Source organism: Saccharopolyspora sp. 7B, from assembly GCF_020177435.1.
GTDB classification, from domain to species: domain Bacteria; phylum Actinomycetota; class Actinomycetes; order Mycobacteriales; family Pseudonocardiaceae; genus Saccharopolyspora_C; species Saccharopolyspora_C gregorii.
This window is the reverse complement of record NZ_JAIUKC010000053.1, coordinates 28,181-50,087: the sequence shown is the minus strand read 5'-3', so window position 1 is coordinate 50,087 and position 21,907 is coordinate 28,181. Positions and strand designations below refer to the sequence as shown.

Sequence of the window (21,907 nt, the reverse complement as noted above, 5' to 3'; positions counted from 1 at the left end):
GACCGGCTCCCCCCACACCCCCGTCCCCCCACTTCCCCCCGCCCCCCGCCCCCCCCGCCCCCCCCCCCCCCCCCCCCCCCCCCCCCCCCCCCCCCCCGCCGCCCCCCGCCGAGCTCGCCGCCGCCCTCGACGGCTGCGCGCGCCCGGCGTTCGTCGTCGGCCCGGCCGTCGACCACGAAGGGGCCGTGCCGGAACTGGTGGAGCTCGCCGAACGCACCAGGGCCGCGGTGTGGGTGGCCCCGCTGTCGGCGCGCTGCTCGTTCCCGGAGGACCACCCGCGGTTCGCCGGTTTCCTGCAACCGGAACGACGGCTGCTGGCCGCCGAGCTCGCCGCCCACGACCTGGTGGTGGTGTGGGGCGCTCCCGCGTTCACCTACCACGTGTACCGGGGCGAGGCCGTCGACGAGCTGCCCGAGATGTTCCTGGTGCACGACGACCCCGACGTGCTCGCCCGCGCCCGCCGCGGCCGGGGAGTGCTGGGTTCCGTCGCGCACGCGGTGCGCCGCGTCGCCGAACTCGCCGGGGCCGGGCAGTGGCGGCCCGAACCGGAGCCGTGCGCCCGGCCCGCGCGGCCGGAGCCCGCGACCCCGCTGCCCCCGGCGTACGTGCTGTCCCGGCTGCGCGCCGCCTGGCCGGCGGACGCGGTGGTGGTGGAGGAGGCGCCGAGCCACCGCAACGACCTGCACGAGCACTTCCCGATCACCTCCCGCGACGGCGGCTTCTTCGCCTGCGCCTCCGGTTCGCTGGGCTACGCGATCGGCGCCGCGGTGGGGGCCGCGATCGCCGACCCGTCCCGGCCCGTGCTGGCGCTGCTCGGTGACGGGTCCAGCATGTACGGCATCCAGGCGGTGTGGTCGGCGGTGCGAGAGCAGGCGCCGGTCACCTTCGTGGTCCTGGACAACGCCCGCTACGCGGCGGTCGCCGTGCTCGGCGCGGCCGGTGGCGGGCGCAAGCTGCCCGGGGTGGAGCTGGGCGGCACCGACTTCGCGGCGCTGGCCCGCAGCCTCGGCTGCCCGGCCGAGACCATCCGCACCCCGCAGGAGCTGGACGCGGCGCTGGCCCGCACCGAGGACGGCCCGCGCCTGCTCCACGTCCACGTGGCCGCCGAGCAGCGCCACCTCTACTGAGGTCGTCGGCCGGGCCGCCGGGGTGGTCAGCCCGCGGCGCGAGCGGTGAAGAAGCCGCCGGGAGCCGCGGCCCGCTGCGCGAAGCGGTCCCCGATGCGCAGGTGCGCGGCGGTGTCCGGGTGCAGCTCGTCCGGCAGCGGCAGCTCCGCGTAGTCCGCGGGACCGTAGAGCTCCTCCCCGTCGAGGTACCGCAGGTTCGGGTCCGATGCCGAGCGCTGCCGCACGATCCGCGCCAGCTCGTCCCGCACCACCCGCAGCGTCAGCTTCCCCTGCGCCCGCTCCGCCGGATCCCCGGTGGCCCGGAACCTCAGCACCCCGGTGCTGAGATCCACCGCGCCCGGCCCCGGCGTGTCCTCGTGGATGGGGCAGTGCAGCGGCGAGATCACCAGCAGCGGCGCGTCCGGGTGCCCCTCCCGGATCGTGTCGAGGAACCCGTGCACCGCGGGGGTGAACGCGCGCAGCCGCATCAGGTCCCCGCCCACCAGGTTGATGCCGAACTTCACGCTGAGCAGGTCCGCCGGGGTGTCGCGCATGGTGCGCGCGGTGAACGGGTCGAGCAGCGCGCTGCCGCCGAACCCCAGGTTGATCAGCTCGACGCCGCCGAGCAGCGCGGCGCGCACCGGCCAGGTCGAGGTGGGTTCGGTGGCGTTGGACCCGTGGCTCAGCGAACTGCCGTGGTGCAGCCACACCGGTCGGCCGCGGTCGGCGGCGGGCGCGACGGGGGCGTCGGTGCGCAGGGCGACGAGCTCGGTCATCTCGTTGTGCGGCAACCAGATCTCGACGTCCTTGTCCCCGGCGGGCAGCCCGGTGAAGCGGGCGGTGCCGCTGGGCCCGGGCTGCACGTCGGCGGTGCCGGTCGCCGGGTCGAGGATCATCCGGTCGCCCTCCGGCACGGTGGTGCGGGCGAGCAGTTCGCCGTCGACGAGCAGGTCGTAGCAGCCGTCCGGGCGGGGCGGGGCGCCCGCCATGCCGCGCTTGGTGGGCGTGGTCTCCAGCTCGATCGCGGTGGCGGCGGTGCGGAAGACCAGCCGCACGCCCGCGGTCTCCGCTTCGACCATGGACAGCTGCGGGTCGGTGTACTGCTCGCGGGCCCAGCGGGGCAGCCGGTGCGGCCGCAGCCCGCGCTCGGTCGGTTCCAGCTCGAGGGCGCCGCGCAGCAGTTCGGCGGTGAGCGGGGTGGTGGTCCAGCCGGTGTTCATCGGGTGTGGTCGCCTGCCTGTGGATCGCTTCGGCGCGCCGGGCCCGCCCCGCGTCCATCTTCCAGTTCCGCGCAGCGCGGTGCCACGCCTTTTCCGGCGCGCCGGCGCCTCGGACCGGTCGGCGGTCAGGGGTGCGCGGCGATCATGGTCCCGGCGTCCAGCGGCCGGTCCAGGAACCCGAAGCGGTGCATCAGGTCGGCGACCCGCTGCACTTGCGCCCCGTCCGGCACGGTGTGGAAGTCGACCAGCTTCGTCTCGGCGGCGACCTCCGGCGAGATCCGGGCGATCTCCGGCAGCAGCGGCTCCACCACCCGCCGGTCCCGGGATTCCAGCGTGGCGCGGGTGAGGCCGCGCTGGAACGCGGCGAGCGTGCGCGGGTTGTCCCGCACGAACCGGGCGGTCGCCCCGTACCCGCTCAGCGGCAGCCGTTCGGCGGGGCCGACCGCGGCGTCGAACAGGGTGCGGGCGCTGCCCTCGCGGGTGGCGACGGTGATGAACGGTTCGGTGAGCAGCGCCGCGTCCAACCGGCCCTGCGCCAGCGCCGCGGGCATGTTCGGGAACGACATCGGGACGAGCCGCACGTCCCGACCGGCGACCCCGCGGGTGCTCAGACCGGCCTTCACCAGCAGTTCGGAGACGGTGCCGATGGCGCTGACGCCGATGACCTTCCCGGCCAGTTCGGCGGGATCGCGCACCGGGGAGTCCGCCGGGACCACGACGACCGCCGTGCCCGGTGCGGCGGCCCCGGAGTCGGCGACGATCCGCAGGTCGGCGGCGCCGCGGGCGTGCGCGGCCAGCAGCGGGACGTAGCTGCTCAGCGCGACGTCGTAGTCGCCGCCGATGAGGCTGCTCAGCGCGGCGCTGCCGTCGGTGGCCGGGATGATCTGGACGTCGAGGCCCTCGTGCTGGAAGTAGCCGCGTCGCACGGCCAGCGCCAGCGGCGCGTACTCGGTGGTGGGCAGCGTCCCGACCCGGATGGTGGCCTGTTCGACCTTGTCGTTGGCGCCGCTGACCCGGCTGCCGCCGAGCAGTCCGCAGCCGGCGGTGGCGAGCAGCGCGGCCGATCCCGCGGCGGCGAGCAGTCCGCGCCGGGTCGTTGACCGTCCGAGTGGTCGAGCAGCGGACATGGCCGGGCCTCCTCGCCGGGGCGGGGGAACCGGGGCCGGACAGCGATTCGCCGGCGGCCCACCCCGGCCGCCGGCGATCCGGCTTCAGCTGACTAGCGGCGCGCGATCACGCGCCACCGGTCGGATTGTCCTCGAACGGCGGCGGCTGGACCAGCATCTGCGCCACATCGATGTGCTTGTCGATCTGGCCGAAGCGCTGCATCAGGTCCGCGACGCGCTGCAGCCGGGCGGCGTCCATCGAGGTGGGGATCTTGCCGAGTTCCACGATCGGCGCGAGCTCCGGGCTGATCTTCGCGAACTGCGGCAGCAGCGGCGTGACCTCGGCCCGGTTCTGGCCGGTGACCTGCGCCTTGTGCACGGCCCGCTGGAAGGCCTGCAGCGTGTTCGGGTTCTCCTCGGCGAACTTCGCGGTGGTCATGGCACCGGCCACCGGGAAGTCGGCGGTCCCGCCCGAGAAGGCGTCCATGATGGACACGGCGCCCGCGTTCTTGGCGGCCTGGGTGATGAACGGTTCGGTCATCACCGCGGCGTCGATCTGGCCGTTCTGCAGCGCAGGCAGCATCTCCGGGAAGCCGAAGCGCACGAACTGGTCGTCGGAGACGTTGATGCCCCGGTCCTGCAGCGCGGCCTTGGTGCCGATGTCGGTGATGGCGCCCGGCGCGCTGTAGGCGATCTTGGCGCCGGCGAGGTCCTCCGGCTTCTTGATCTTGGAGCCGGGCAGCACCATGATGTTCATCGTGTTCGGCACCGAGATCATCATCTCGCTGATGATCTTCAGGTCGGCGGCGCCGGTGGCCTGGGCCTTGATCGGAGCCGTGTAGCTGCCGAGGCTCACGTCGTTCTGCCCGGAGATCAGCGAGGTCAGCGCGGCCGGGCCGTCGGACACCGGCTGCACCTTGACGGTCAGGCCCTCCTCGGCGAAGTAGCCCTTCGCCTGCGCCACCGCGACGGGGGCCTGGGACAGCGCGGGCAGCGAGCCCACCACGACGGTGGTCTTCTCCAGGGTGCCGTTGCCGCCGTCGCTCGCCCCGTCGGACCCGCTGAGCAGACCGCAGCCGCTCAGGGCGAACGTCGAGACGCCGATCGTGGCGATGGACAGCAGCGCGCGAACGACGCGCCGCCGGGTTCCACGTGGTGCGGATCCGGTCGGTCTGCTCGGCATGCGGGGGTGCCTCCTCGGGCGAGCGATGTGGAACGGTGAACGAAGCTAGCCGAGCGGGGTGGCGCCGGAAGCCCACGTCAGGCCTGCATAACAGGCTGCAATAGGATTGGAATCGCACTTACCCGAGCGTGTCAAGGTGATCTAGTGCCTGGTGACCAAACGTAATTGCATCGGGTCTCGGCGTAGTCCCGTGCCGCTCGATGACGGCTTTTCTCGTATTTGAGGGAAATACGTGAATGTCCGGCCCGGCTGAGGAGAATGGTGATGGAGGCAGCAGACATGCCCACCGTGCGCGACGTCACGCGAGGCCTGATGCGCGAGCTCGGGCTGACGACCGTGTTCGGCAACCCGGGCACGACCGAGGTCCCGTTCCTGGACCGGTGGCCGGACGACTTCCACTACGTGCTGGGCCTGCAGGAGTCCGTCGTGACCTCGATGGCCGACGGCTACGCCCAGCAGACCGGCAACGCGGTGCTGGTGAACCTGCACTCGGCGGGCGGGCTCGGCCACGCGCTCGGCGCGGTGTTCGGCGCCTACCGCAACCGCACCCCGATGATCGTGCTCGCCGGCCAGCAGACCCGCAGGTTGCTGCCGCACGACCCGTTCCTCGGCGCCACCGACGCCGCGCAGTTCCCCAAGCCGTACGTGAAGTGGTCGCTGGAACCGGCCCGGGCCGCTGACGTGCCGTTGGCGCTGGTCCGGGCGTACCAGATGGCGATGCAGGCTCCCCGCGGCCCGGTGTTCCTGTCGGTGCCCGCCGACGACTGGGACGAGCCGGGCGAGCCGGTGGAGGCGCCGCAGCCGATCTCCCCGCCCGCCGCCGACCCGGCCGTCATCGCCGAGCTGGCGGCCGCGCTGCGCGACTGCGAGCGCCCCGCCTTCGTCGTCGGTCCCGCCGTGGTCGAGGCGGGAGCGGTCGCCGAGCTGGTGGAGCTGGCCGAGCGGACCGGGGCCGCGGTGTGGATCTCGCCGATGGTGTCCCGCTCCTCGTTCCCGGAGACCCACCCGCAGTTCGCCGGGTTCCTCCAGCCCGCCGAGCCCGCGGTGGCCGCGGCGCTGCGGGACCACGACCTGGTCACCGTGTTCGGGGCGCCCGCGTTCACCTACCACGTCTACCGCGGCGAACCGGAGCACCCGCACCCGCGCGGCTTCGTGATCAGCGACGACCCGGAGATCCTGGCGCGCGCCCGGCACCTGCGGGGCGTGCACGCGGGCCTGGCCCAGGCGCTGCGGCAGCTGCTGCCGGAGGTGGAGCGCTCGGACCGGCCGGTCGCGCGGGGTTGGTCCCGCCCGGAGCTGCCGCCGCTGAGCACCCCGCCCGCCGCCGACCACGTGATCAGCCTGGTGCGCGAGCTGCTGCCGGAGAACGCGGTGGTGGTCACGGAAGCCCCCACGCACAAGCAGACGATCCAGCGGCACCTGCCGTTCGACTCGCCGGACCAGGACTTCCACGCGGGCGCCAGCGGTGCGCTGGGTTACGGGATCTCCGCGCTGGTGGGCTCGGCGCTGGGCGCCCCGTCCCGGCCGGTGCTGGGCGTCATCGGCGACGGCGCCAGCATGTACGGCATCCAGGCGCTGTGGACCGCGGCGAAGGAGCACGCCTCGCTGACGCTGCTGGTGCTGGACAACGAGGAGTACGCGGCGGTGCGGGTGCTCGGCGAGACGGAGAACGGCGGGAAGCTGCCCGGCGTGGAGCTCGGCGGCATCGACTTCGTCGCCGTCGCCCGCGGCCTGGGCTGCGCGGCGCGCCGGGTCGCCGACCTCGACGAGCTGGAGCGCGAGCTGCCCGCGGCGATGGCGGAGCAGGGTCCGACGGTGCTGCACGTGCCGGTCGCGGCGAGCGCGCGGAAACTGTATTGATCGTTCCCGCTTGATTCGAGGGAAAACCCCCGTGGATATTGGTCGGCGCGAGGCGGAACGGGAAAGTCGGGGATTTTCCCCAGACTTTTCCCGAACCCCTCGCGGCGCCGTATTCGGAGAGTGACCGGCACTGCTGGGTAATTCTGGTTCCACGCATTCGGCCAATGCGGGAACGGGCATGGAATGGTGCCTGAAAGTCCCTCGTTCGAGTGTGGTTCGACCACGTTCCGCAATCAGGTGTGGACCAGAAAGCGCGCGGGGAGTCAACCCTCGTGGGCGGCGATCTCCGCGGTCTCCTGGGCGCCCGGGGAGTGCAGCAACCGGGCCACCTGGCTGCGCAGCCGCACGAACTCCGCCGAGGCGCGGGTGCCGATCTGGTCCCGTCGGGACCCCAGCGGCACGTCCAGCTCCGCCACCACCGTCGCGGGCGACTTGGACAGCACCAGCACCCGGTCGCCCAGGTAGATGCTCTCGTCGATGTCGTGCGTGACCAGCAGGATCGTGCTGCCGTGCTGCTCGCGCACCGACAGCAGCAGGTCCTCCAGCTCGAACCGGGTCTGCGCGTCGACGGAGGCGAACGGCTCGTCCATCAGCAGCAGCGCGGGGCGGGTGGCCAGCGCGCGGGCGATCGCGACGCGCTGCTGCATGCCGCCGGAGAGCTGCCACGGGTACTTCTTCGCCGCGTCGGCCAGCCCGACCTGGGCCAGCGCCTCCTCGGCCCGCTCGCGCCGGTTCACCGACCGGGTGCGCAGCGGGAACTCCACGTTGCCCCGGACGGTCAGCCATGGGAACAGGGAGCGGCCGTAGTCCTGGAACACCACGGCGAGATCGTCCGGGACCCCGTCGATCTCGGTGCCGTGCAGCTCGACCCGCCCCGAGGTGGGGCGCTGCAGCCCGCCGATCAGCCGCAGCAGCGTCGACTTGCCGCAGCCGGACGGGCCGACGATGCAGGCCAGCTCACCGGTGCGGACGGTGAAGCCCAGCTCCTCGATGGCGACGTGCCGCTGCTTGCCGGGGTAGGTGTGCCCGAGCCCGGTCACTTCCAGCATCGTGCTCACGGGTCATCCTTTCGCTTGGGCGGGCTGGTCGGAGCGTTGCTGCCAGCTCAGCGCGCGCCGCTGCACCGCGAGCAGGCCGGTGTTGAGCAGGTATCCCAGCAGCGCCAGCAGCACGATCCCCGCCCACAGGTCGGGGAACTCGAACTGCTGCTGGGCGTAGACCAGCTGGAAGCCGAGCCCGCTGCTGGCGCCCACCATCTCGGAGACGACCATCAGGATCAGCGCCTGCGAGAGGCTGACCCGCAGCCCGGCGAAGATCTTCGGCGCGGCGGCGGGCAGCACGATCCGGGTCCACCAGTCCCACCGGCTGATCCGGAACGCCAGCGCGGTCTGCTCCTTGACGGAGTCGACCGAGGCCGCGCCGTCGGCGGTGTTGAGCACGACGGTGAACACCGTGCCGAAGACGATCGTGGCCAGCTGCATCGGCGTGCCCAGGTTGAACAGCACCAGGAACAGCGGCACCAGGGCCGGGGTGGGCAGCGAGCGGAAGAAGTCCAGCAGCGGCCCGACGTACTCCGCGGCCTTGCGGGAGCGGCCGAGCGCGATGCCGAGGACGACGCCGATCGCCCCGGAGATCAGCCAGCCGCCGAACAGCCTGCCCAGGCTGGGCAGCACGTCGCGGAACACCGCGTCGGTGAGCCACAGCCGGGAGGCGGGGCCGGTCAGCCAGATCTGCCAGGCGTGCGCCACGATCTCGGTCGGCGGCAGGAAGTACACGTTGCCCGCGGCGCGGGTGGCGAGCTCCCACAGCACCAGCAGGACCAGCAGCAGGCCCCACTTGCCCAGGAAGTTCCGCACGCCGGCGACCGGCGCGGCGGTGGGGGCGGTCCGTTGTGCCGTCACAGTTCCTCCCGGCTCGCGGTCCAGCCGAACAGCCTGCGCTGCAGCTGCTGCAGCCCGGAGTTGATCAGATACCCGATGGCGCCGACGATCACGGTCCCGGCCAGCACCAGGTCCATCCGCCCGCCGCCGCTGCTGGCTTCGAGGATGAAGGTGCCGACGCCGCGCGCCCCGCCCGCGATGAGCTCGACGACGACCACCACGACCAGCGCGATCGACGCGGAGATGCGGATGCCGGTGGCGATGAACGGCGCGGCGTGCGGCAGCGCGACGGTGAACATGGTGCGGACCCGGCCGAACCCGAAGGACCGCGCGAGGTCGGTGTAGAGCGGGTCCATCTCGTCCAGCGCGTACATGGTGTTGAACAGGATCGGCCACAGCGCGGCGTACGTGGCCAGCGTGATCTTGGTTTCCGGTCCGGCGCCGAGCAGCAGCATGAACAGCGGCAGCAGCGCCACCGCGGGCAGCGGGCGCAGGAACTCGACGACCGTCAGCCCGGCGACCCGGGCGGGCCGCACGCTGCCGAGCAGCAGGCCCAGCGGGATCGCGATGACCGCGGCCAGCGCGAGCGCGATGAGGAAGGTCAGGACGGTCGCGATGGTGTCGAGGACGAAGTCGGCGTCACCGCCGAGCAGTTCCGCGATGCGCGGACCCACGACGGAGGGCGGCGGCACGAACCGGGCGTCGAGCAGGCCGAATGCGCAGCACAGCTCCCACAGCACCAGCAGGCCGGCCAGTCCGGCCAGGCCGCGAGCGAGTCGGGCCACCGGTCAGCTCCTCTCCGGTGGTGCGCCGGGATCCTGGCGGGGGCCGGTGTCGCGGTCGGCGGCGGTGCGCATCCTGACTGCTTCTCCTCGCGTGGGCGGCGTGCGGTGGCCGGGAGCGGTACGTGCCGGGGAGCCGGTCGGCAGGTGGCCGAACCGCGTGCTGCGAACGGTCCACACCGCCACCGTCGTCGCTGGTGGGAACGATGATGATCACCCAGGCGACGGTGGTGCCGAGCGCGGCTCTAAGGTGCTCCCAGTACTTGTCGGACGGTTGCTCGACGTGGTCGTCGTCGACCAGGACTCGCGGAGCCGCGAAGCCGGTCGTGAGCCTAGGTGATAGCCCGAACGGGTGGTAGGTCGGGCGTTTCGGATTTTCGGCGCGCCCGACGGACACGGTGAGTGACGGGCAAAATCAACAGTGCCGCCGCTCCTCTTTCGAGTGAAAGTGGCACCCGGTTCCGTTACCTTCCGTGTCCTTACCCACTTCCCCGTCGACGGTCGTCGCAAGTACCCTGTGCTGCGCTGGAACGCGAGGCGTCCCGGTACCGTCACAACGGGTGCCAGGCAGCGCCCAGCGTCCAGAATCGGCCCGCTGAACTGCGGGTTCGGTCCGGAGCACGGTGCAAGTGTAGATTTTTCGTGAGCGGTGCGAGCCTCCGCTGCTGTCGGAAGAGGAAGCCTGGAGTGGCCCGAGGAGACACAGGTCGCGAGCGCCTGAGCCGCACGGAGCAGGCGGACGCCGGTATCCACCACATGGGCGAGGCGCTCGGCACCGAAGGTCAGTCGCTCGGCACCGAAAGTCAAAGCGCTTCGCTGAGCATGGGTTCCGCCCAGCTGCGGAGCGGTCAGGACAGCGGTCCTGGCGACTGGCGGCTGAGCAACTGGCGACTGCGCACCAAGCTGTTGGCCGTCCTGCTGATCCCGCTGCTCAGCGCGATCGTGTTCGGCGGCCTGCACATCTACGACGGGGTGAGCGAGGCCCGTCGGCTCGACCAGACCCACCAGCAGGTGAACCTGCAGCGGGCGGCCGACGACCTGACCCACGAGCTGCAGCGCGAGCGGGACCTCTCGGTCTCCTACGTCGCCGGCGGCCGGTCCGGGGACGCGGCACCGCTGGCGGACGTCCGCACCAAGGTCGACGCCGAGCTGGACGAGTTCCGGGGCCTGATCGGTGGCTACGACGATTCGATCGCCTCCGAGTACCGGATCGCCGCCGACAACCTGAACAGCCGGCTCGCCAGCCTGCGCGACTCGGTGGACAACACCCAGTACCCGCCGGAAGGCGTGCTGCGCACCTACAGCCAGAGCATCGACTCGTTGCTCGACCTCGGCCAGCAGGGCGTCAGCAACATCTCCGACTCCAACCTGCTGCGGCTGACGCTGGCCACGAACGCGATCGCCGACGCGCAGGAAGCGGCCTCGCTCCGCGCCGCGCTGCTCAACGACGCGATCCGGGCCGGCCAGTTCCGCACCGACCAGAACCGGGAGCTGCTGGCCGCCGAAGCGCGGATCGAGACCGCGGTCAGCGACTTCAACGCGGTCGCCACCGAGGCCCAGCGGCAGCTCTACCAGGACAGCGTCACCGGCGCCGACGTCGACCGCGCGAACAGCATGTCGCAGAGCGCGCTCGCCTTCGACAGCGGCGTCCAGCCGCTGAACTCGCTGGACGCGCAGGAGTGGGACAAGGTCGCGAACACCAGCGTCGACCTGATCGACCAGGTCGGCGGCAAGCTGCACGACAGCCTCGACGCCGCGGCCGACGACGCTGCGGCGGGCGCCCAGCAGCGCACCATCGCGATCAGCGTGGCGACCCTGCTCGCCCTGGTCGTGGCCCTGGCGGTCGCCCTGGTCGTGGCCCGGTCCCTGCTGGGCTCGCTGCGGACCCTGCGCCGCTCGGCGCTGGACGTGGCCGACCGCGGGCTGCCGGAGGCGGTCCGGGCGATCCTGAACGAGTCCGGTTCGGGCGGCGGCGGCCTCGCGCAGATCGAGCCGATCCCGGTCTACAGCCGGGAGGAGATCGGCAAGGTCGCCCGCTCGTTCGACGCGGTCCACTCGCAGGCGCTGCGACTGGCGTCCGAGCAGGCGCTGCTGCGGAACAACGTCAACGACCTGTTCGTGAACCTGGCCCGCCGGAGCCAGACCCTGGTGCAGCGGCAGCTGTCCCTGATCGACCGGCTGGAGCAGGACGAGCAGGACCCGGACCAGCTCTCCAGCCTGTTCGAGCTGGACCACCTGGCGACCCGCATGCGCCGGAACAACGAGAACCTCCTGATCCTCGGCGGCACCGACCTGACGCGCCGGATGATGCGCCCGGTCCCGCTGACCGAGGTCGTGGGCGCCGCGGTGTCCGAGGTGGAGCAGTACACCCGCGTCTCGGTCGCCGACTCCCCGGACCTGGCCATCCAGGGCCGCGTGGTCAACGACTTCGTGCACCTGGTGGCGGAGCTGCTGGAGAACGCCACGGTGTTCTCCAACCCGGACACCGAGGTCACCGTCCGCACCGCCTACCGCAGGCAGGAACTGGTGCTGGAGATCCGGGACCGCGGTGTCGGCATCGACGCCGCCGAGCTCGGCGAGATCAACGAGCGCCTCACCCGGCCGCCGGAGATCGACGTCGCGGTGTCCCGCCGGATGGGCCTGTACGTGGTCGGGCAGCTGGCCCGCCGCCACGACATCCGGGTGGACCTGCGCAACAACGGCGACCTGGAAGGCGGCGTGACCGCCAGCGTCCGCGTCTCCGGCGAGTTCGTGGTGCAGCTGACCCCGGACGGCCCGCGGCCGATGCCCGACGTGCAGCGGGTCGCCGCGGACGACCGGGACTCGGCCGACACCGGCACGAACCTGGGCCTGGCCGCCGCGTTCGGCGGTGCCGCCGCGAACGGGCGCGCCGCGGACTCCTCCTCGCAGCTGTCCCCGGTGGACCCGGCGGAGCTGGAGCAGCCCGCCGAGCAGTCCCGCACCTCGCAGGTGCCGGTCAGCGGCAACGGGCACGGCGGGATCGAGAAGACGCACGTCTCCCCGGTGTGGATCACCGAGGACGACGACCCGGTGCCGGACCTCGACTTCGCGGCCCCGGCCGAGGAACCGGAGCGGCCCGAACCGGCCGCGACCCGCGAGCCGGAGGTCGAGCAGCAGGACGTCGAATGGCAGGACGCCGACGAGGAGCAGCAGGCCGCCGAGGAATCGGCGCCCGGCGACTACTCGTTCCGCGTCGCCACCGGCGACTCGTTCGGCGTGACCGACGTGCCGCGCTGGCACACCGCCGAGCAGGCCGCCATCCGCGACGCCGAGCCGCAGGCTCCCCGTCCGGCCGAGCAGACCTCCGAGGTCTGGCCGAACGAGGAGACCCGCGACCCGGACTTCGACGGCCAGTGCGGCGTCCCGCCCGGCCTGGACGCGCCGCAGCTCGGTGAGGACGTGACGACGACGTTGGGCCGGGCCGAGAGCGGACCGCAGGACCTCTTCCACAGCCCGTACGAGGCGGAGAAGACCCAGCAGATCAGCCTTCCCCCGGACGACTTCGACTGGGGCGCAGGCGCCCCGGCGGAACCGGAGCAGGCCGCGGGCACCAACGGTGCCGGGACGACCCCGCCGCCGCTGGGCTACGCGCACCAGGCCCGCCGCGAAGGCGACGACGCTCCGACGGAGCGGCTGCCGATCTACGAGGCGGTGCTGTCGCAGTGGTTCCGGGAGGGCAGCGACGAACCGACCCCGGAGGCCACCGCCCCCAGCGCCGGTTCGATGCCGCTCGACGCCGAGACCGCCGCGGAAGCTCCCGAGTCCCCGGAGGAACCGGCGCCGGCCACCGGCCGTCGCAAGGCCCGCCGGGAAGCGGAGGAGAAGCAGGCCGAGCCGCTGTCCGGTTCGGACCCGCTCGACACGACCGGCTCGTCCGGTGCCGGCGGCGAGAGCCGCGCGGACACCGGCGGGCACATCCTGGCCGGGCCGCACGACCCGGGCTGGGGTTCGGCGGATGTGGGCTGGCAGGCCGCCGAAGCACTGGTGGCGCAAACCCGCCAAACCCAGGAGACCACTGCCGCCGGGCTGCCCAAGCGGGTTCCCAAGTCGAACCTGGTGCCGGGCTCTGCCGCACCTCGTTCGCAGTCTCCAGCACCCGTGAAACCGGCCGCGCCGCGCTCGGCCGACGCCGTCCGCGGACGGATGTCGAACTTCCAGAGCGGCGTCCGGCGTGGTAGGCACGCAAAGGCAGAACCAGTCTCGACCGAACCGCCCCGCTCGACCCCGAGCCGTCCCGAGGAGCAGGAGTGACCGGGTCCGTCCAGCAACCCATGAGCCAGAACAGCTTCAGTTGGCTGATCACCGATTTCGTGCGCCGGGTTCCCGGCGTCGCGCACTCCGTCGTGGTCTCCGCGGACGGCCTGCTGCTGGCAGGTTCGCAGGGCCTGCCGCGGGATCGCGCCGAGCAGCTGTCCGCGGTCGCCTCCGGCCTGGTCAGCCTCACGCAGGGCGCCGCCCGCTGCTTCGAGGCGGGCGACGTCACGCAGACCGTGGTGGAGATGGAGCAGGGCTACCTGTTCCTGATGTCCATCAGCGACGGCTCCTGCCTCGCGGTGCTGGCGGCTCCGAACGCCGACATCGGCCTGGTGGCCTACGAGATGACCCTGCTCGTGGAGCGGGTCGGCAAGCAGCTGACGCCGGAGCTCCGCGCGCAGCTGCAGGGCATGGTCCGGCGATGACGCTCGCCGTGCCGTGTGGTTCGGCGACGTGTGAGGGGGGTTCGCCATGACGTCGGGTCCCGACTCGAACTGGGACGGCGACCCGTTCCGGTCGTACAACCGGCACGGCGGCGCCGATTCCTGGCAGGACGACTTCCTCGACGACCCGCGCGGTGGCCAACCGGACTCGTGGCCGGGCTCGTCGAGCGGGTCCGACTACAGCCGTGCGCTGTTCGGCGGGCCCGGTGCCGACCTGTTCGGTTCCGGCATGTCGTCCTCCTCGATGCCGTCGGTGTCGTCCGGCTCGGTGCCGAACCCGGACCAGGGTTCACCGCTGGACGTCCCGTACGGGCACAGCCGGCCGGGCGCCGGCCAGGGCCGGGACCGTTCCGGTTGGGACTCGCAGGCGGGCACCCGCGGCCAGGGCCGCTACGACGGCGGGCCGCCGTCCGGTTCGATGCCGTCCCTGTCGCAGTCCATGCCGCCGGTGTCGGGCTCGCTGCCGTCGATCTCCGGTTCGATGCCGGCCATTCCCGGTGGTCCGGTGGACCACGGGGAGATGCAGGAAACGGGCTCGCTGGTGCGACCCTATGCCCGCACGAGGGGCCGCACGCGCACCGATTATGATCTTGCCATCGAGACGCTGGTCTCCACCAGCGAGCGCGGCCGGGGGCAAAGCAACCCGGCGACGCCTGAGCACCGCTCGATCTGCGGGCTCTGCGTGGAGGCCCGGTCGGTCGCCGAGGTCGCCGCCCATCTGCGGCTGCCTCTCGGCGTGGTGCGGGTGTTGATCGGTGACATGGCCGGACTAGGCCTGGTCCTCATTCACGAGAACGGCATGGTCGTGGGAGACGGACCGTCGATGGAATTCTTGGAGAGGGTGCTCAGTGGCCTCCGGAAGCTCTGATCCCCGGGCGATCATGAACAATCAAAGCAGCGGCAAGACCTCGACCAAGATCGTCGTCGCCGGCGGCTTCGGCGTCGGCAAGACGACCTTCGTCGGTTCGGTCTCCGAGATCATGCCGCTGACCACCGAAGCGGTGATGACCGAGGCGAGCGTGGGGGTCGACGACCTCAGCTCGACGCCCGGGAAGGTCACCACCACGGTGGCGATGGACTTCGGCCGGGTGTCGCTCGACTCCGACCTGATCCTGTACCTGTTCGGCACCCCCGGGCAGCACCGGTTCTGGTTCATGTGGGACGACCTGGTGAAGGGCGCGATCGGTGCCATCGTGCTGGTGGACACCCGCCGCCTGGCGGACGCGTTCGCGTCGATCGACTTCTTCGACGACCGGCAGCTGCCGTACGTCGTCGCGGTGAACACGTTCGACGGCATGTTGCACCACAACATGGAGGACGTGCGGGAGGCGCTGACGATCGACAAGTCGGTGCCGATGATCTCCTGCGACGCCCGCAACCGGCAGTCCACCAAGCAGGCGTTGATCACCCTGGTCGAGCACGCGATGCGCCAGCGCCTCGCGATGCCCGCGTCCCAGTCCCAAGCCAAGGGCTGACGTCCCGGAGCAGCGGCCCTCTGGGGAGGGAGGCCGCGCTCCAGGAGGACGAACCGAGCGGCGCGCCGTGCGCGGGCGCGCTCGCCGGTCCGGCGCCGAGCGCGCCGGTTCTCCGCGGTAGCAGCGCGCGGGCGGCCGTTCCCGGCCGCGGGGACCCGCGCCGCACCGCCCCGCCGCTCACCGGAGCCGTCGACCGCGCATTCCCGCCTCGCCCCGACGTGTGATCGCGCTCGGCCCGCGGCTCAGTCCTCGACCACCGCCACCGACGTGATGCGGTGCAGCGGGAACCGGCCCGGCTCGCCGCTGCCGCGGTCCACCCCTTGCAGGACCCCGCCGCCGACGCTGACCGGGAGCACCACGACCTGGCTGGCGACGCCGTTCGAGTTCACGAAGCCGAGCCACACGCTGCGCTGCCGCGCCGCCGCGTCGCGCAGCAGCTGCAGGGTGGCCTCCGCGCTGGGCCTGCCGCGTTCCGGGCGCATCGCGCTGCCGCGGCGCACCGAGCCGGCCCGGTCCCCGGACCGCAGCTGCGCGACGATCTCCGCCAGCTGCTCCTCCCCGGGCGGCGCGGGCAGCGCCGGTTGCTGCGCGGTGCGGACCCGGCCGCGGACCCGGAGACCGTCGGAGCGCAGGTCCAGGATCTGCCCGTCGGGCCCTTCGGCGGCGGGCGCGAAACCGGCGGCGCGCAGGCCGTCCAGCACCTCCACCAGCGGCAGCGGGCTCACCAGCACCGTCGGTGCGATGCGGCGCAGCTCCAGCTCGCCGACTCCCGGGCTGGCCAGGACTTCGGCCAGCAGCACCGGATCGTCGCAGCGCAGGAAGGCCGAGGCGGTGCCGGCGCGGAGCCTGCCGTGCCGGCGCGCCACGTCGTCGATCAGGTAGGTGAGGCCCTGCGGGATCGGGGTGCGGGAGCGGTCCCGGAACAGGGCGTGCAGCTCGTCGGCGGTGCGGCCCGCGTCCAGCGCGCGGCGCACGCTGCTCTCGCCGACCCGGTACACGGTGGCGCTGCCCGCCGATTCGACGTCGGCCACGAGCTTCAGGTCCGCGGCCAGGTCCGGTTCCAGGCGGCCCGGCGCCACCACGGTCAGGTCGGCCTGCACCAGCACGTGGTCCAGCGGTTCCGGCAGCGCCGAGGTGAGCACCTGCGCGGCCGCGCCCGGCCCGTCGAACAGGACCGCGCGGCCCGCACCGGACAGCGCGCCGAGCGCGACGACGCCCAGCGCGGTCGCCTCCCGCAGCGTCCAGCGCACCAGGTCGTCCCGCATCCGCCCGCCGCGGCGGGGAGCTCGCCAGGCGAGCACCGCGGCCACGTCCTCCGCGCTGCGCACCCCGTGCCCGCCGGGGAGCTCGTCGAGCACGCCCAGCACGCGCAGCCGGTCGCGCGGTGCGGTCGGGCGGCGCAGCTCCTCGGACAGCGGACCGAGCAGCCGGTCCTTCTCGTCGCGCGCCCCGATCAGCCCGGGCAGCCGGGGCAGGTCCAGCCAGGCCTTCGCCAGCGGGGCCCACCGCTGCTCCGGGCCGGACGCCAGCCAGGTGTCGGCGCCGTAGGTGAGCGTCCAGCGGGGTTCCGCGCCTTCGGCGGCGGTGATCAGGTTCGCGGCCGCCGCGAGCTCCACCAGCAGCGACACCCGCGCCTCGTCGACCTCCAGCGCCTTCGCCGCGCGGCGCACGTCCCGCACCCCGATGCCGCCGGAGCGCAGCACGTCCGGCGGGTCCTCGCTCCACAGGTGCAGCAGCGATTCCAGGTGCCGCAGCAGTTCCAGCACCTCGCCGGCCGCCGTGGAGTCCACTGCGGACCGGTCGTGCTCGACGAGGTCCAGCAGCGGTTCCTCCGGTTCGACCGGCCCCATCGGGTGGTCGCCGCGGATCGCGAACGCCAGCTGCCGCGGCAGTTCCACCGTCTCGTCGTCGCGGCGCAGCAGCAGGCCCTTCGCGAGCAGCCGCTGCACCGGGGTGGCGTCGGCGTCGGTGGCCGCGCGCGCCGCGTCCTTGGTGCGCCCGATCGGCTTCGGCCCGGCGAGCTTGCCCACCAGCTCCCGCTCCGGTTCGTCCAGCTCGGCGAGCGCGGTGCGGGCGCCCTCGACGGTGAGCCCGTCGGCGGGGCGGCCCAGCCCGGCGGGGAACGTCGGCAGCGCCTCCCGCGCGGTCGGCACCACCGCGAGCTCGTCGTCCTCGCCCCAGGCCAGCGCGCGGCGGCGCAGCTCCGACACCGACCGGCGGGCCCGCTGCGGGGTGACGTCCGCGCCGAGCAGCTCGGCCACCGCGTCCAGCGGGACCGGTGCGGCGTCCGCGTCCAGCAGCACCAGGGCCTCCAAGGTGGACAGCGCGAACGCGTCCAGGTCCTCGCAGGCCCTGGCCACCGAGGAACGCACCCCGGCGCGGGTGGCCAGCACGGAGATGTCCGCGGGCGGGGGCGTGGCCAGATCAGGCCGCGTGCGCAGCAGATCCGTGAGTTCCTCGTCGCCGCGTGCGCGCAGGAAGTCCGCGAGAGAAGCCATCTCCGCCACGATACCGAGTCGGCCCTGCGCACCCGTCCGCATCGTGGTCGAACCGGCACGGCCCGACCTCGGGCGATGATCCGCGCCGCATCCGCCGGGCCGGGGTTCGCCCGCCGCGCCGGATCGGGCAAACTGGTGGTCGTACGCCCACGACGACTTTCCCGGAGGATGACCGTGGCCGGTGGCAACGCGAAGAAGGACCGCATCGACCCGACGTGGCCGCACGTCGGCGACGGCGAGCACCCGGTCAGCGAGCTGGTCGCCGACAAGCAGGGCGCGCTGTCCCCGTTCGGCGACGTCACCTTCCCCTACGACGAGGGCACGTTCCCGTACGAGCACCCCGTCACGGAGATCAACAAGTGACTTCCGGCGAGTAGCGGCCCAGCCGCGCCGCCCCGGCCCCGGTGTCCCCAGCGGACCCGGGGCCGTCGTGCGTTCCGGTCCGGTTGTCAAGACCGACTCGTCGGTAACGGTGCCGGATATCGATCACATCGGAGAAAGTTCTAGGCTTTTTCTCAGCCGGGTGAAGTTCAATGGCTTTGGTGGGTGTCGGATCTTGCCGGAGACCTGAGTTCTGTGCATAGGCCCGGCGCTCGAAGCGAAACTTCACGCGCGACAGGGGTGTGGCCATGCCGGTTCCAGGTCCGGGTTACTCGATCACGGTTCGAGTGGAGGCGCCGCCGTCGGCCAGCGCCGCGGGGGACCTCGCCAGCGCGGTCGGGCGTTCCGGTGGCGTCATCACCGCCTTCGACGTCGTCGAATCGCACACCGACCGCATCGTCGTGGACATCACCTGCAACGCGCTGTCCGCCGACCACGCCAGCGACATCACCGACCGGCTCGGCGAGCTGCCCGGGGTGAAGGTCCGCAAGATCTCCGACCGGACGTTCCTGGTGCACCTCGGCGGGAAGATCGAGGTGAGCTCGCGGGTCGCGCTCGCCAACCGCGACGACCTCTCCCGCGCCTACACGCCCGGCGTGGCCCGGGTGTGCACCGCGATCGCCGAGAACCCGGAGGACGCGCGCCGCCTCACCATCAAGCGGAACTCGGTCGCCGTGGTCACCGACGGCTCCGCCGTCCTCGGCCTCGGCAACATCGGCCCGGAGGCCGCGCTGCCCGTGATGGAGGGCAAGGCGGCGCTGTTCAAGAAGTTCGCCGGCGTCAACGCCTGGCCGGTGTGCCTGGACACCCAGGACACCGAGGAGATCATCCGCGCGGTCGAGCTCATCGCGCCCGTCTACGGCGGCATCAACCTGGAGGACATCGCCGCGCCCCGCTGCTTCGAGATCGAGGCGCGGCTGCGGGACAAGCTGAACATCCCGGTGTTCCACGACGACCAGCACGGCACCGCCATCGTGGTGCTCGGCGCGCTGCGCAACGCGCTGCGGGTCGTCGGCAAGAACATCGAGGACGTGCGGATCGTCGTCTGCGGCGTCGGTGCCGCGGGCTCCGCGATCATCCGGCTGCTGCAGCACAAGTCGCCCGCGGACATCATCGCCGTGGACATCGACGGGATCGTGCACAGCGGCCGTGGTGACGAGGACGAGAACCTCCGCTCCATCGCCGCGGGCACCAACGCCGAAGGCCGCACCGGCACGCTGTCCGACGCGGTGAACGGGGCCGACGTGTTCATCGGCGTCTCGGCGCCGAACCTGCTCAGCGCGGCCGACGTGGCCACCATGAACGAGGACGCGATCGTGTTCGCGCTCGCCAACCCGGACCCGGAGATCGACCCGCTGGAAGCCCAGCAGCACGCCAAGGTCGTCGCCACCGGGCGCAGCGACTACCCGAACCAGATCAACAACGTGCTCGCGTTCCCCGGTTTCTTCCGCGGGCTGCTCGACGCGCACGCGCACGAGATCACCGACGAGATGATGATCGCCGCCTCCAACGCCATCGCCGACGTGGTGGACGGCGAGGAGCGGGTCAACCCGTCGTTCATCGTGCCGAGCGTCTTCGACACCAACGTCGCGCCCGCCGTGGCCGAAGCCGTGCGCAAGGCCGCGATCGCGAGCCGCACCGAGCAGCCCTCCGCGGGCGGCTCCTCCATGCCGTGGTCCATGGCCGAGGACCTCGACTTCTGATCCGCCCGCACCTCGGGTGAACGGCCCGTCCGGCCCGGTCGCGGCGGCCGGGCGGGCCGTCGGCCCGGGAGGAGGCTCGCGCGTCCGCGGTGCGGGCGCGGGGCCTAGAGTTCGCGGTATGGCGCAGGACGAGTTGACGCACGTGGACGAATCGGGCGCGGCCCGCATGGTCGACGTCTCGGAGAAGCAGGTCACCGCCCGCACCGCCGTCGCCACCGGCGTCGTGCGCACCACCCCGGAGGTCCTCGCGCTGGTCCGCCGCGACGGGCTGCCCAAGGGCGACGCGCTCGCCACCGCGCGCATCGCCGGGATCATGGCCGCCAAGCGCACCCCGGATCTCGTCCCGCTGTGCCACCCCATCGCGCTGTCCGGGGTGGCGGTGCAGCTCGACCTCGGTGACGCGGAGGTCCGGATCACCGCGACCGTGCGCACCACCGACCGCACCGGCGTCGAGATGGAGGCGCTCACCGCCGTCACCGGCGCCGGGCTCGCCCTGCACGACATGATCAAGGCGGTCGATCCGGCGGCCGTGCTCGACGCCGTCCGCGTCGAGCGCAAGGAGGGCGGCAAGACGGGCACCTGGGTTCGCGAGGACTGATCGGCCGCGGCCCGGCGGCTGCTCGTACGCTGGACGCAGCGACGCGGATCCGCCGTCGCGCCCCCGAACTCGACCGGTTCGCGATCCGTCCGCGGCCGCTCAGCACGCGAGGAGTTCCGCCCATGCCAGCCCGCACCGCTCGTGTCGTGGCCGCGTCGAACCGTGCCGCGGCAGGCGTGTACGCCGACCGCACCGGCCCGGTCATCGTCGAGTGGCTGCGCGAACGCGGGTTCCAGGTCGCCGAGCCGCTGGTCGTCCCGGACGGCGAGCCGGTGGGCGACGCGCTGCGGGAGGCCGTGTCCGCCGAGGTCGCCGTCGTGATCACCACCGGCGGCACCGGGATCAACCCGACGGACCGCACGCCCGAGGTCACCGCGGAAGTCCTCGACCACCCGGTGCCGGGCCTGGCCGACGCGATCCGCGCCGCCGGGCTGCCCGAGGTGCCGACCGCGGTGCTCTCCCGCGGACTGGCCGGGGTCGCCGGGCGGACGTTGATCGTGAACCTGCCCGGTTCCCGCGGCGGGGTGGCCGACGGGCTGGGCGTGCTCGACGGCGTGCTGGACCACGCGCTGGACCAGCTCGGCGGCGGGGACCACGCGCCGGGCGGCGGGGTCCCGCACGCCCACGCGGAGCCGGCGCACCCCGGCCCGGCCGAGGTGCTGCGCGCCGAGGTCGTCGACCGGCCGCTGGAGGTCGCCGAACTGGAGCGGCTGGTGCAGGACCGGGCCGCGGGCGCGGTCGTCACCTTCGGCGGCGTGGTCCGTGACCACGACGGCGGCCGCGGCGTCACCGAGCTCGAATACGTCGGGCATCCCAGCGCGGACGAGGTGATCCGCGAGGTCGCGGCCGAGCTCGCCGCCCGCTACCAGGGCGTGCGCGGCCTGGCCGTGGCGCACCGGATCGGGCACCTGGGCATCGGCGACGTGGCCCTGGCCTGCGCGGTCGCGGCCGAGCACCGCAAGGAGGCGTTCGCGGTGTGCGCGGAGCTGGTGGACGAGGTGAAGCGCAGGCTGCCGATCTGGAAGCGCCAGGTCTTCACCGACGCCACCGAGGAATGGGTCAACTGCCCCTGATCCGCTCGTCCGGCCCGGCGGTGGGCCGGTGCGGTGGCGGCCGGCGGACGACAATGCCCTGAGATCGTCTCTGCGACGGTGGACGACCGGGATCTCGGGGAAGGCGCGGGGGCGCCCGCTGATCTCGCTGACGGCCTTCTCAGCCCGCCGCGGACGCGTTCAGGTCTCGGCCAGGTGACGATCGGATCTCGCGGCGGCCTCGGGCGGTCGACGGGACCGGGAAGAAGAACGGGCCCCTGCCGCTGGGGGGGGCGGCGGGGGCCCGGGGGGGGGGGGGGGCCGCCCCCCCCGGGGGGGGGGGCGGGGGGGCCCCCCCCCGCCCGG

Annotated in this window: 17 protein-coding genes (1 of these 17 only partly in view); 10 read left to right on the top strand and 7 right to left on the bottom strand. The window is 73.0% G+C overall.

The genetic code is table 11. From position 1 onward, the window contains the following. Positions 1-1,127: the 3' portion of a thiamine pyrophosphate-dependent enzyme gene (locus LCD33_RS10115; protein ID WP_308011259.1), read on the top strand. It extends 268 nt beyond the left edge of the window; only the last 1,127 of its 1,395 coding nucleotides appear in the window; the start codon falls outside the window, past its left edge; it ends in the stop codon at positions 1,125-1,127. Positions 1,128-1,153: 26 nt separating this feature from the next. Here LCD33_RS10115 and LCD33_RS10110 read toward each other — a convergent pair whose 3' ends face one another. The 3 genes from LCD33_RS10110 to LCD33_RS10100 form a co-directional block, all read right to left on the bottom strand. Continuing rightward, a complete protein-coding gene (locus LCD33_RS10110) occupies positions 1,154-2,326 on the bottom strand; it encodes a GDSL-type esterase/lipase family protein (RefSeq protein ID WP_224959045.1) in 1,173 nt (390 codons plus the stop codon). Positions 2,327-2,451: 125 nt separating this feature from the next. Then, positions 2,452-3,453 carry an ABC transporter substrate-binding protein gene (locus LCD33_RS10105; protein WP_224959046.1) on the bottom strand — a complete coding sequence of 334 codons (1,002 nt, stop codon included), beginning with the start codon at positions 3,451-3,453 and terminating at the stop codon, positions 2,452-2,454. A gap of 106 nt (positions 3,454-3,559) precedes the next feature. Further along, the gene (locus LCD33_RS10100; RefSeq protein ID WP_224959047.1) at positions 3,560-4,615 is read right to left on the bottom strand and encodes an ABC transporter substrate-binding protein; all 1,056 of its coding nucleotides are present in this window, start codon (positions 4,613-4,615) and stop codon (positions 3,560-3,562) included. A gap of 264 nt (positions 4,616-4,879) precedes the next feature. On the opposite strand from LCD33_RS10100, the gene mdlC reads away from it, so the two are divergent. Beyond that, complete coding sequence (gene mdlC, locus LCD33_RS10095) at positions 4,880-6,475, top strand: benzoylformate decarboxylase (protein WP_224966596.1); 1,596 nt, start codon at positions 4,880-4,882, stop codon at positions 6,473-6,475. Positions 6,476-6,738: 263 nt separating this feature from the next. Here the strand turns inward: mdlC and LCD33_RS10090 are convergent, their stop codons facing one another. Genes LCD33_RS10090 through LCD33_RS10080 form a run of 3 tightly spaced genes read right to left on the bottom strand, consistent with a single transcriptional unit; the run spans position 6,739 to position 9,140 of the window. Next, positions 6,739-7,524, bottom strand: coding sequence for an ABC transporter ATP-binding protein (locus LCD33_RS10090; protein WP_255615004.1), 786 nt, complete (start codon positions 7,522-7,524; stop codon positions 6,739-6,741). 12 nt (positions 7,525-7,536) lie between these two features. Next, complete coding sequence (locus LCD33_RS10085) at positions 7,537-8,376, bottom strand: ABC transporter permease (RefSeq protein WP_224977762.1); 840 nt, start codon at positions 8,374-8,376, stop codon at positions 7,537-7,539. Beyond that, positions 8,373-9,140 (bottom strand): ABC transporter permease, encoded by a 768-nt coding sequence (locus LCD33_RS10080; protein WP_224959052.1) that lies wholly within the window; start codon positions 9,138-9,140, stop codon positions 8,373-8,375. Before LCD33_RS10080 ends, LCD33_RS10085 begins: the two co-directional genes overlap by 4 nt. A gap of 684 nt (positions 9,141-9,824) precedes the next feature. On the opposite strand from LCD33_RS10080, the gene LCD33_RS10075 reads away from it, so the two are divergent. Genes LCD33_RS10075 through LCD33_RS10060 form a run of 4 tightly spaced genes read left to right on the top strand, consistent with a single transcriptional unit; the run spans position 9,825 to position 15,330 of the window. Then, positions 9,825-13,409 (top strand): nitrate- and nitrite sensing domain-containing protein, encoded by a 3,585-nt coding sequence (locus LCD33_RS10075; protein WP_224977761.1) that lies wholly within the window; start codon positions 9,825-9,827, stop codon positions 13,407-13,409. A gap of 20 nt (positions 13,410-13,429) precedes the next feature. Further along, positions 13,430-13,837 (top strand): roadblock/LC7 domain-containing protein, encoded by a 408-nt coding sequence (locus LCD33_RS10070; protein WP_184485825.1) that lies wholly within the window; start codon positions 13,430-13,432, stop codon positions 13,835-13,837. 46 nt (positions 13,838-13,883) lie between these two features. Continuing rightward, positions 13,884-14,723 (top strand): DUF742 domain-containing protein, encoded by an 840-nt coding sequence (locus tag LCD33_RS10065; protein WP_224959056.1) that lies wholly within the window; start codon positions 13,884-13,886, stop codon positions 14,721-14,723. Positions 14,724-14,736: 13 nt separating this feature from the next. Continuing rightward, positions 14,737-15,330 (top strand): ATP/GTP-binding protein, encoded by a 594-nt coding sequence (locus LCD33_RS10060; protein ID WP_224966597.1) that lies wholly within the window; start codon positions 14,737-14,739, stop codon positions 15,328-15,330. A 242-nt stretch (positions 15,331-15,572) separates the two neighbouring features. Here the strand turns inward: LCD33_RS10060 and LCD33_RS10055 are convergent, their stop codons facing one another. Continuing rightward, entirely contained in the window at positions 15,573-17,828 is a 2,256-nt protein-coding gene (locus LCD33_RS10055; protein WP_224966598.1) for a helicase-associated domain-containing protein, read from the bottom strand. Between the two features lie 168 nt (positions 17,829-17,996). Here LCD33_RS10055 and LCD33_RS10050 point away from each other — a divergent pair, with 168 nt between their 5' ends. The 4 genes from LCD33_RS10050 to LCD33_RS10035 all read left to right on the top strand — a co-directional run bounded on the left by LCD33_RS10050 (position 17,997) and on the right by LCD33_RS10035 (position 21,583). Beyond that, positions 17,997-18,191 carry a hypothetical protein gene (locus tag LCD33_RS10050; protein WP_224959059.1) on the top strand — a complete coding sequence of 65 codons (195 nt, stop codon included), beginning with the start codon at positions 17,997-17,999 and terminating at the stop codon, positions 18,189-18,191. Positions 18,192-18,457: 266 nt separating this feature from the next. Next, the gene (locus tag LCD33_RS10045) at positions 18,458-19,912 is read left to right on the top strand and encodes an NAD-dependent malic enzyme (protein ID WP_224959060.1); all 1,455 of its coding nucleotides are present in this window, start codon (positions 18,458-18,460) and stop codon (positions 19,910-19,912) included. 118 nt (positions 19,913-20,030) lie between these two features. After that, on the top strand, positions 20,031-20,510 hold the full coding sequence (gene moaC, locus LCD33_RS10040; protein WP_224959061.1) for a cyclic pyranopterin monophosphate synthase MoaC: 480 nt from the start codon (positions 20,031-20,033) through the stop codon (positions 20,508-20,510). Positions 20,511-20,632: 122 nt separating this feature from the next. Next, positions 20,633-21,583 carry a molybdenum cofactor biosynthesis protein MoaE gene (locus LCD33_RS10035; protein WP_224959062.1) on the top strand — a complete coding sequence of 317 codons (951 nt, stop codon included), beginning with the start codon at positions 20,633-20,635 and terminating at the stop codon, positions 21,581-21,583. The last annotated feature ends 324 nt before the right edge of the window (positions 21,584-21,907 follow it).

Excerpts from the sequence above, each read along its gene's own strand:
- LCD33_RS10070 (WP_184485825.1), top strand. The coding sequence starts at position 13,430 with ATGAGCCAGAACAGCTTCAGTTGGCTGATCACCGATTTCGTGCGCCGG.
- moaC (WP_224959061.1), top strand. The coding sequence starts at position 20,031 with ATGGCGCAGGACGAGTTGACGCACGTGGACGAATCGGGCGCGGCCCGC.
- LCD33_RS10105 (WP_224959046.1), bottom strand. The coding sequence starts at position 3,453 with ATGTCCGCTGCTCGACCACTCGGACGGTCAACGACCCGGCGCGGACTG.
- LCD33_RS10110 (WP_224959045.1), bottom strand. The coding sequence starts at position 2,326 with ATGAACACCGGCTGGACCACCACCCCGCTCACCGCCGAACTGCTGCGC.
- LCD33_RS10090 (WP_255615004.1), bottom strand. The coding sequence starts at position 7,524 with ATGCTGGAAGTGACCGGGCTCGGGCACACCTACCCCGGCAAGCAGCGG.
- LCD33_RS10065 (WP_224959056.1), top strand. The coding sequence starts at position 13,884 with ATGACGTCGGGTCCCGACTCGAACTGGGACGGCGACCCGTTCCGGTCG.
- LCD33_RS10045 (WP_224959060.1), top strand. The coding sequence starts at position 18,458 with ATGCCGGTTCCAGGTCCGGGTTACTCGATCACGGTTCGAGTGGAGGCG.
- mdlC (WP_224966596.1), top strand. The coding sequence starts at position 4,880 with ATGGAGGCAGCAGACATGCCCACCGTGCGCGACGTCACGCGAGGCCTG.
- LCD33_RS10100 (WP_224959047.1), bottom strand. The coding sequence starts at position 4,615 with ATGCCGAGCAGACCGACCGGATCCGCACCACGTGGAACCCGGCGGCGC.
- LCD33_RS10055 (WP_224966598.1), bottom strand. The coding sequence starts at position 17,828 with ATGGCTTCTCTCGCGGACTTCCTGCGCGCACGCGGCGACGAGGAACTC.
- LCD33_RS10060 (WP_224966597.1), top strand. The coding sequence starts at position 14,737 with ATGAACAATCAAAGCAGCGGCAAGACCTCGACCAAGATCGTCGTCGCC.
- LCD33_RS10050 (WP_224959059.1), top strand. The coding sequence starts at position 17,997 with ATGACCGTGGCCGGTGGCAACGCGAAGAAGGACCGCATCGACCCGACG.
- LCD33_RS10035 (WP_224959062.1), top strand. The coding sequence starts at position 20,633 with ATGCCAGCCCGCACCGCTCGTGTCGTGGCCGCGTCGAACCGTGCCGCG.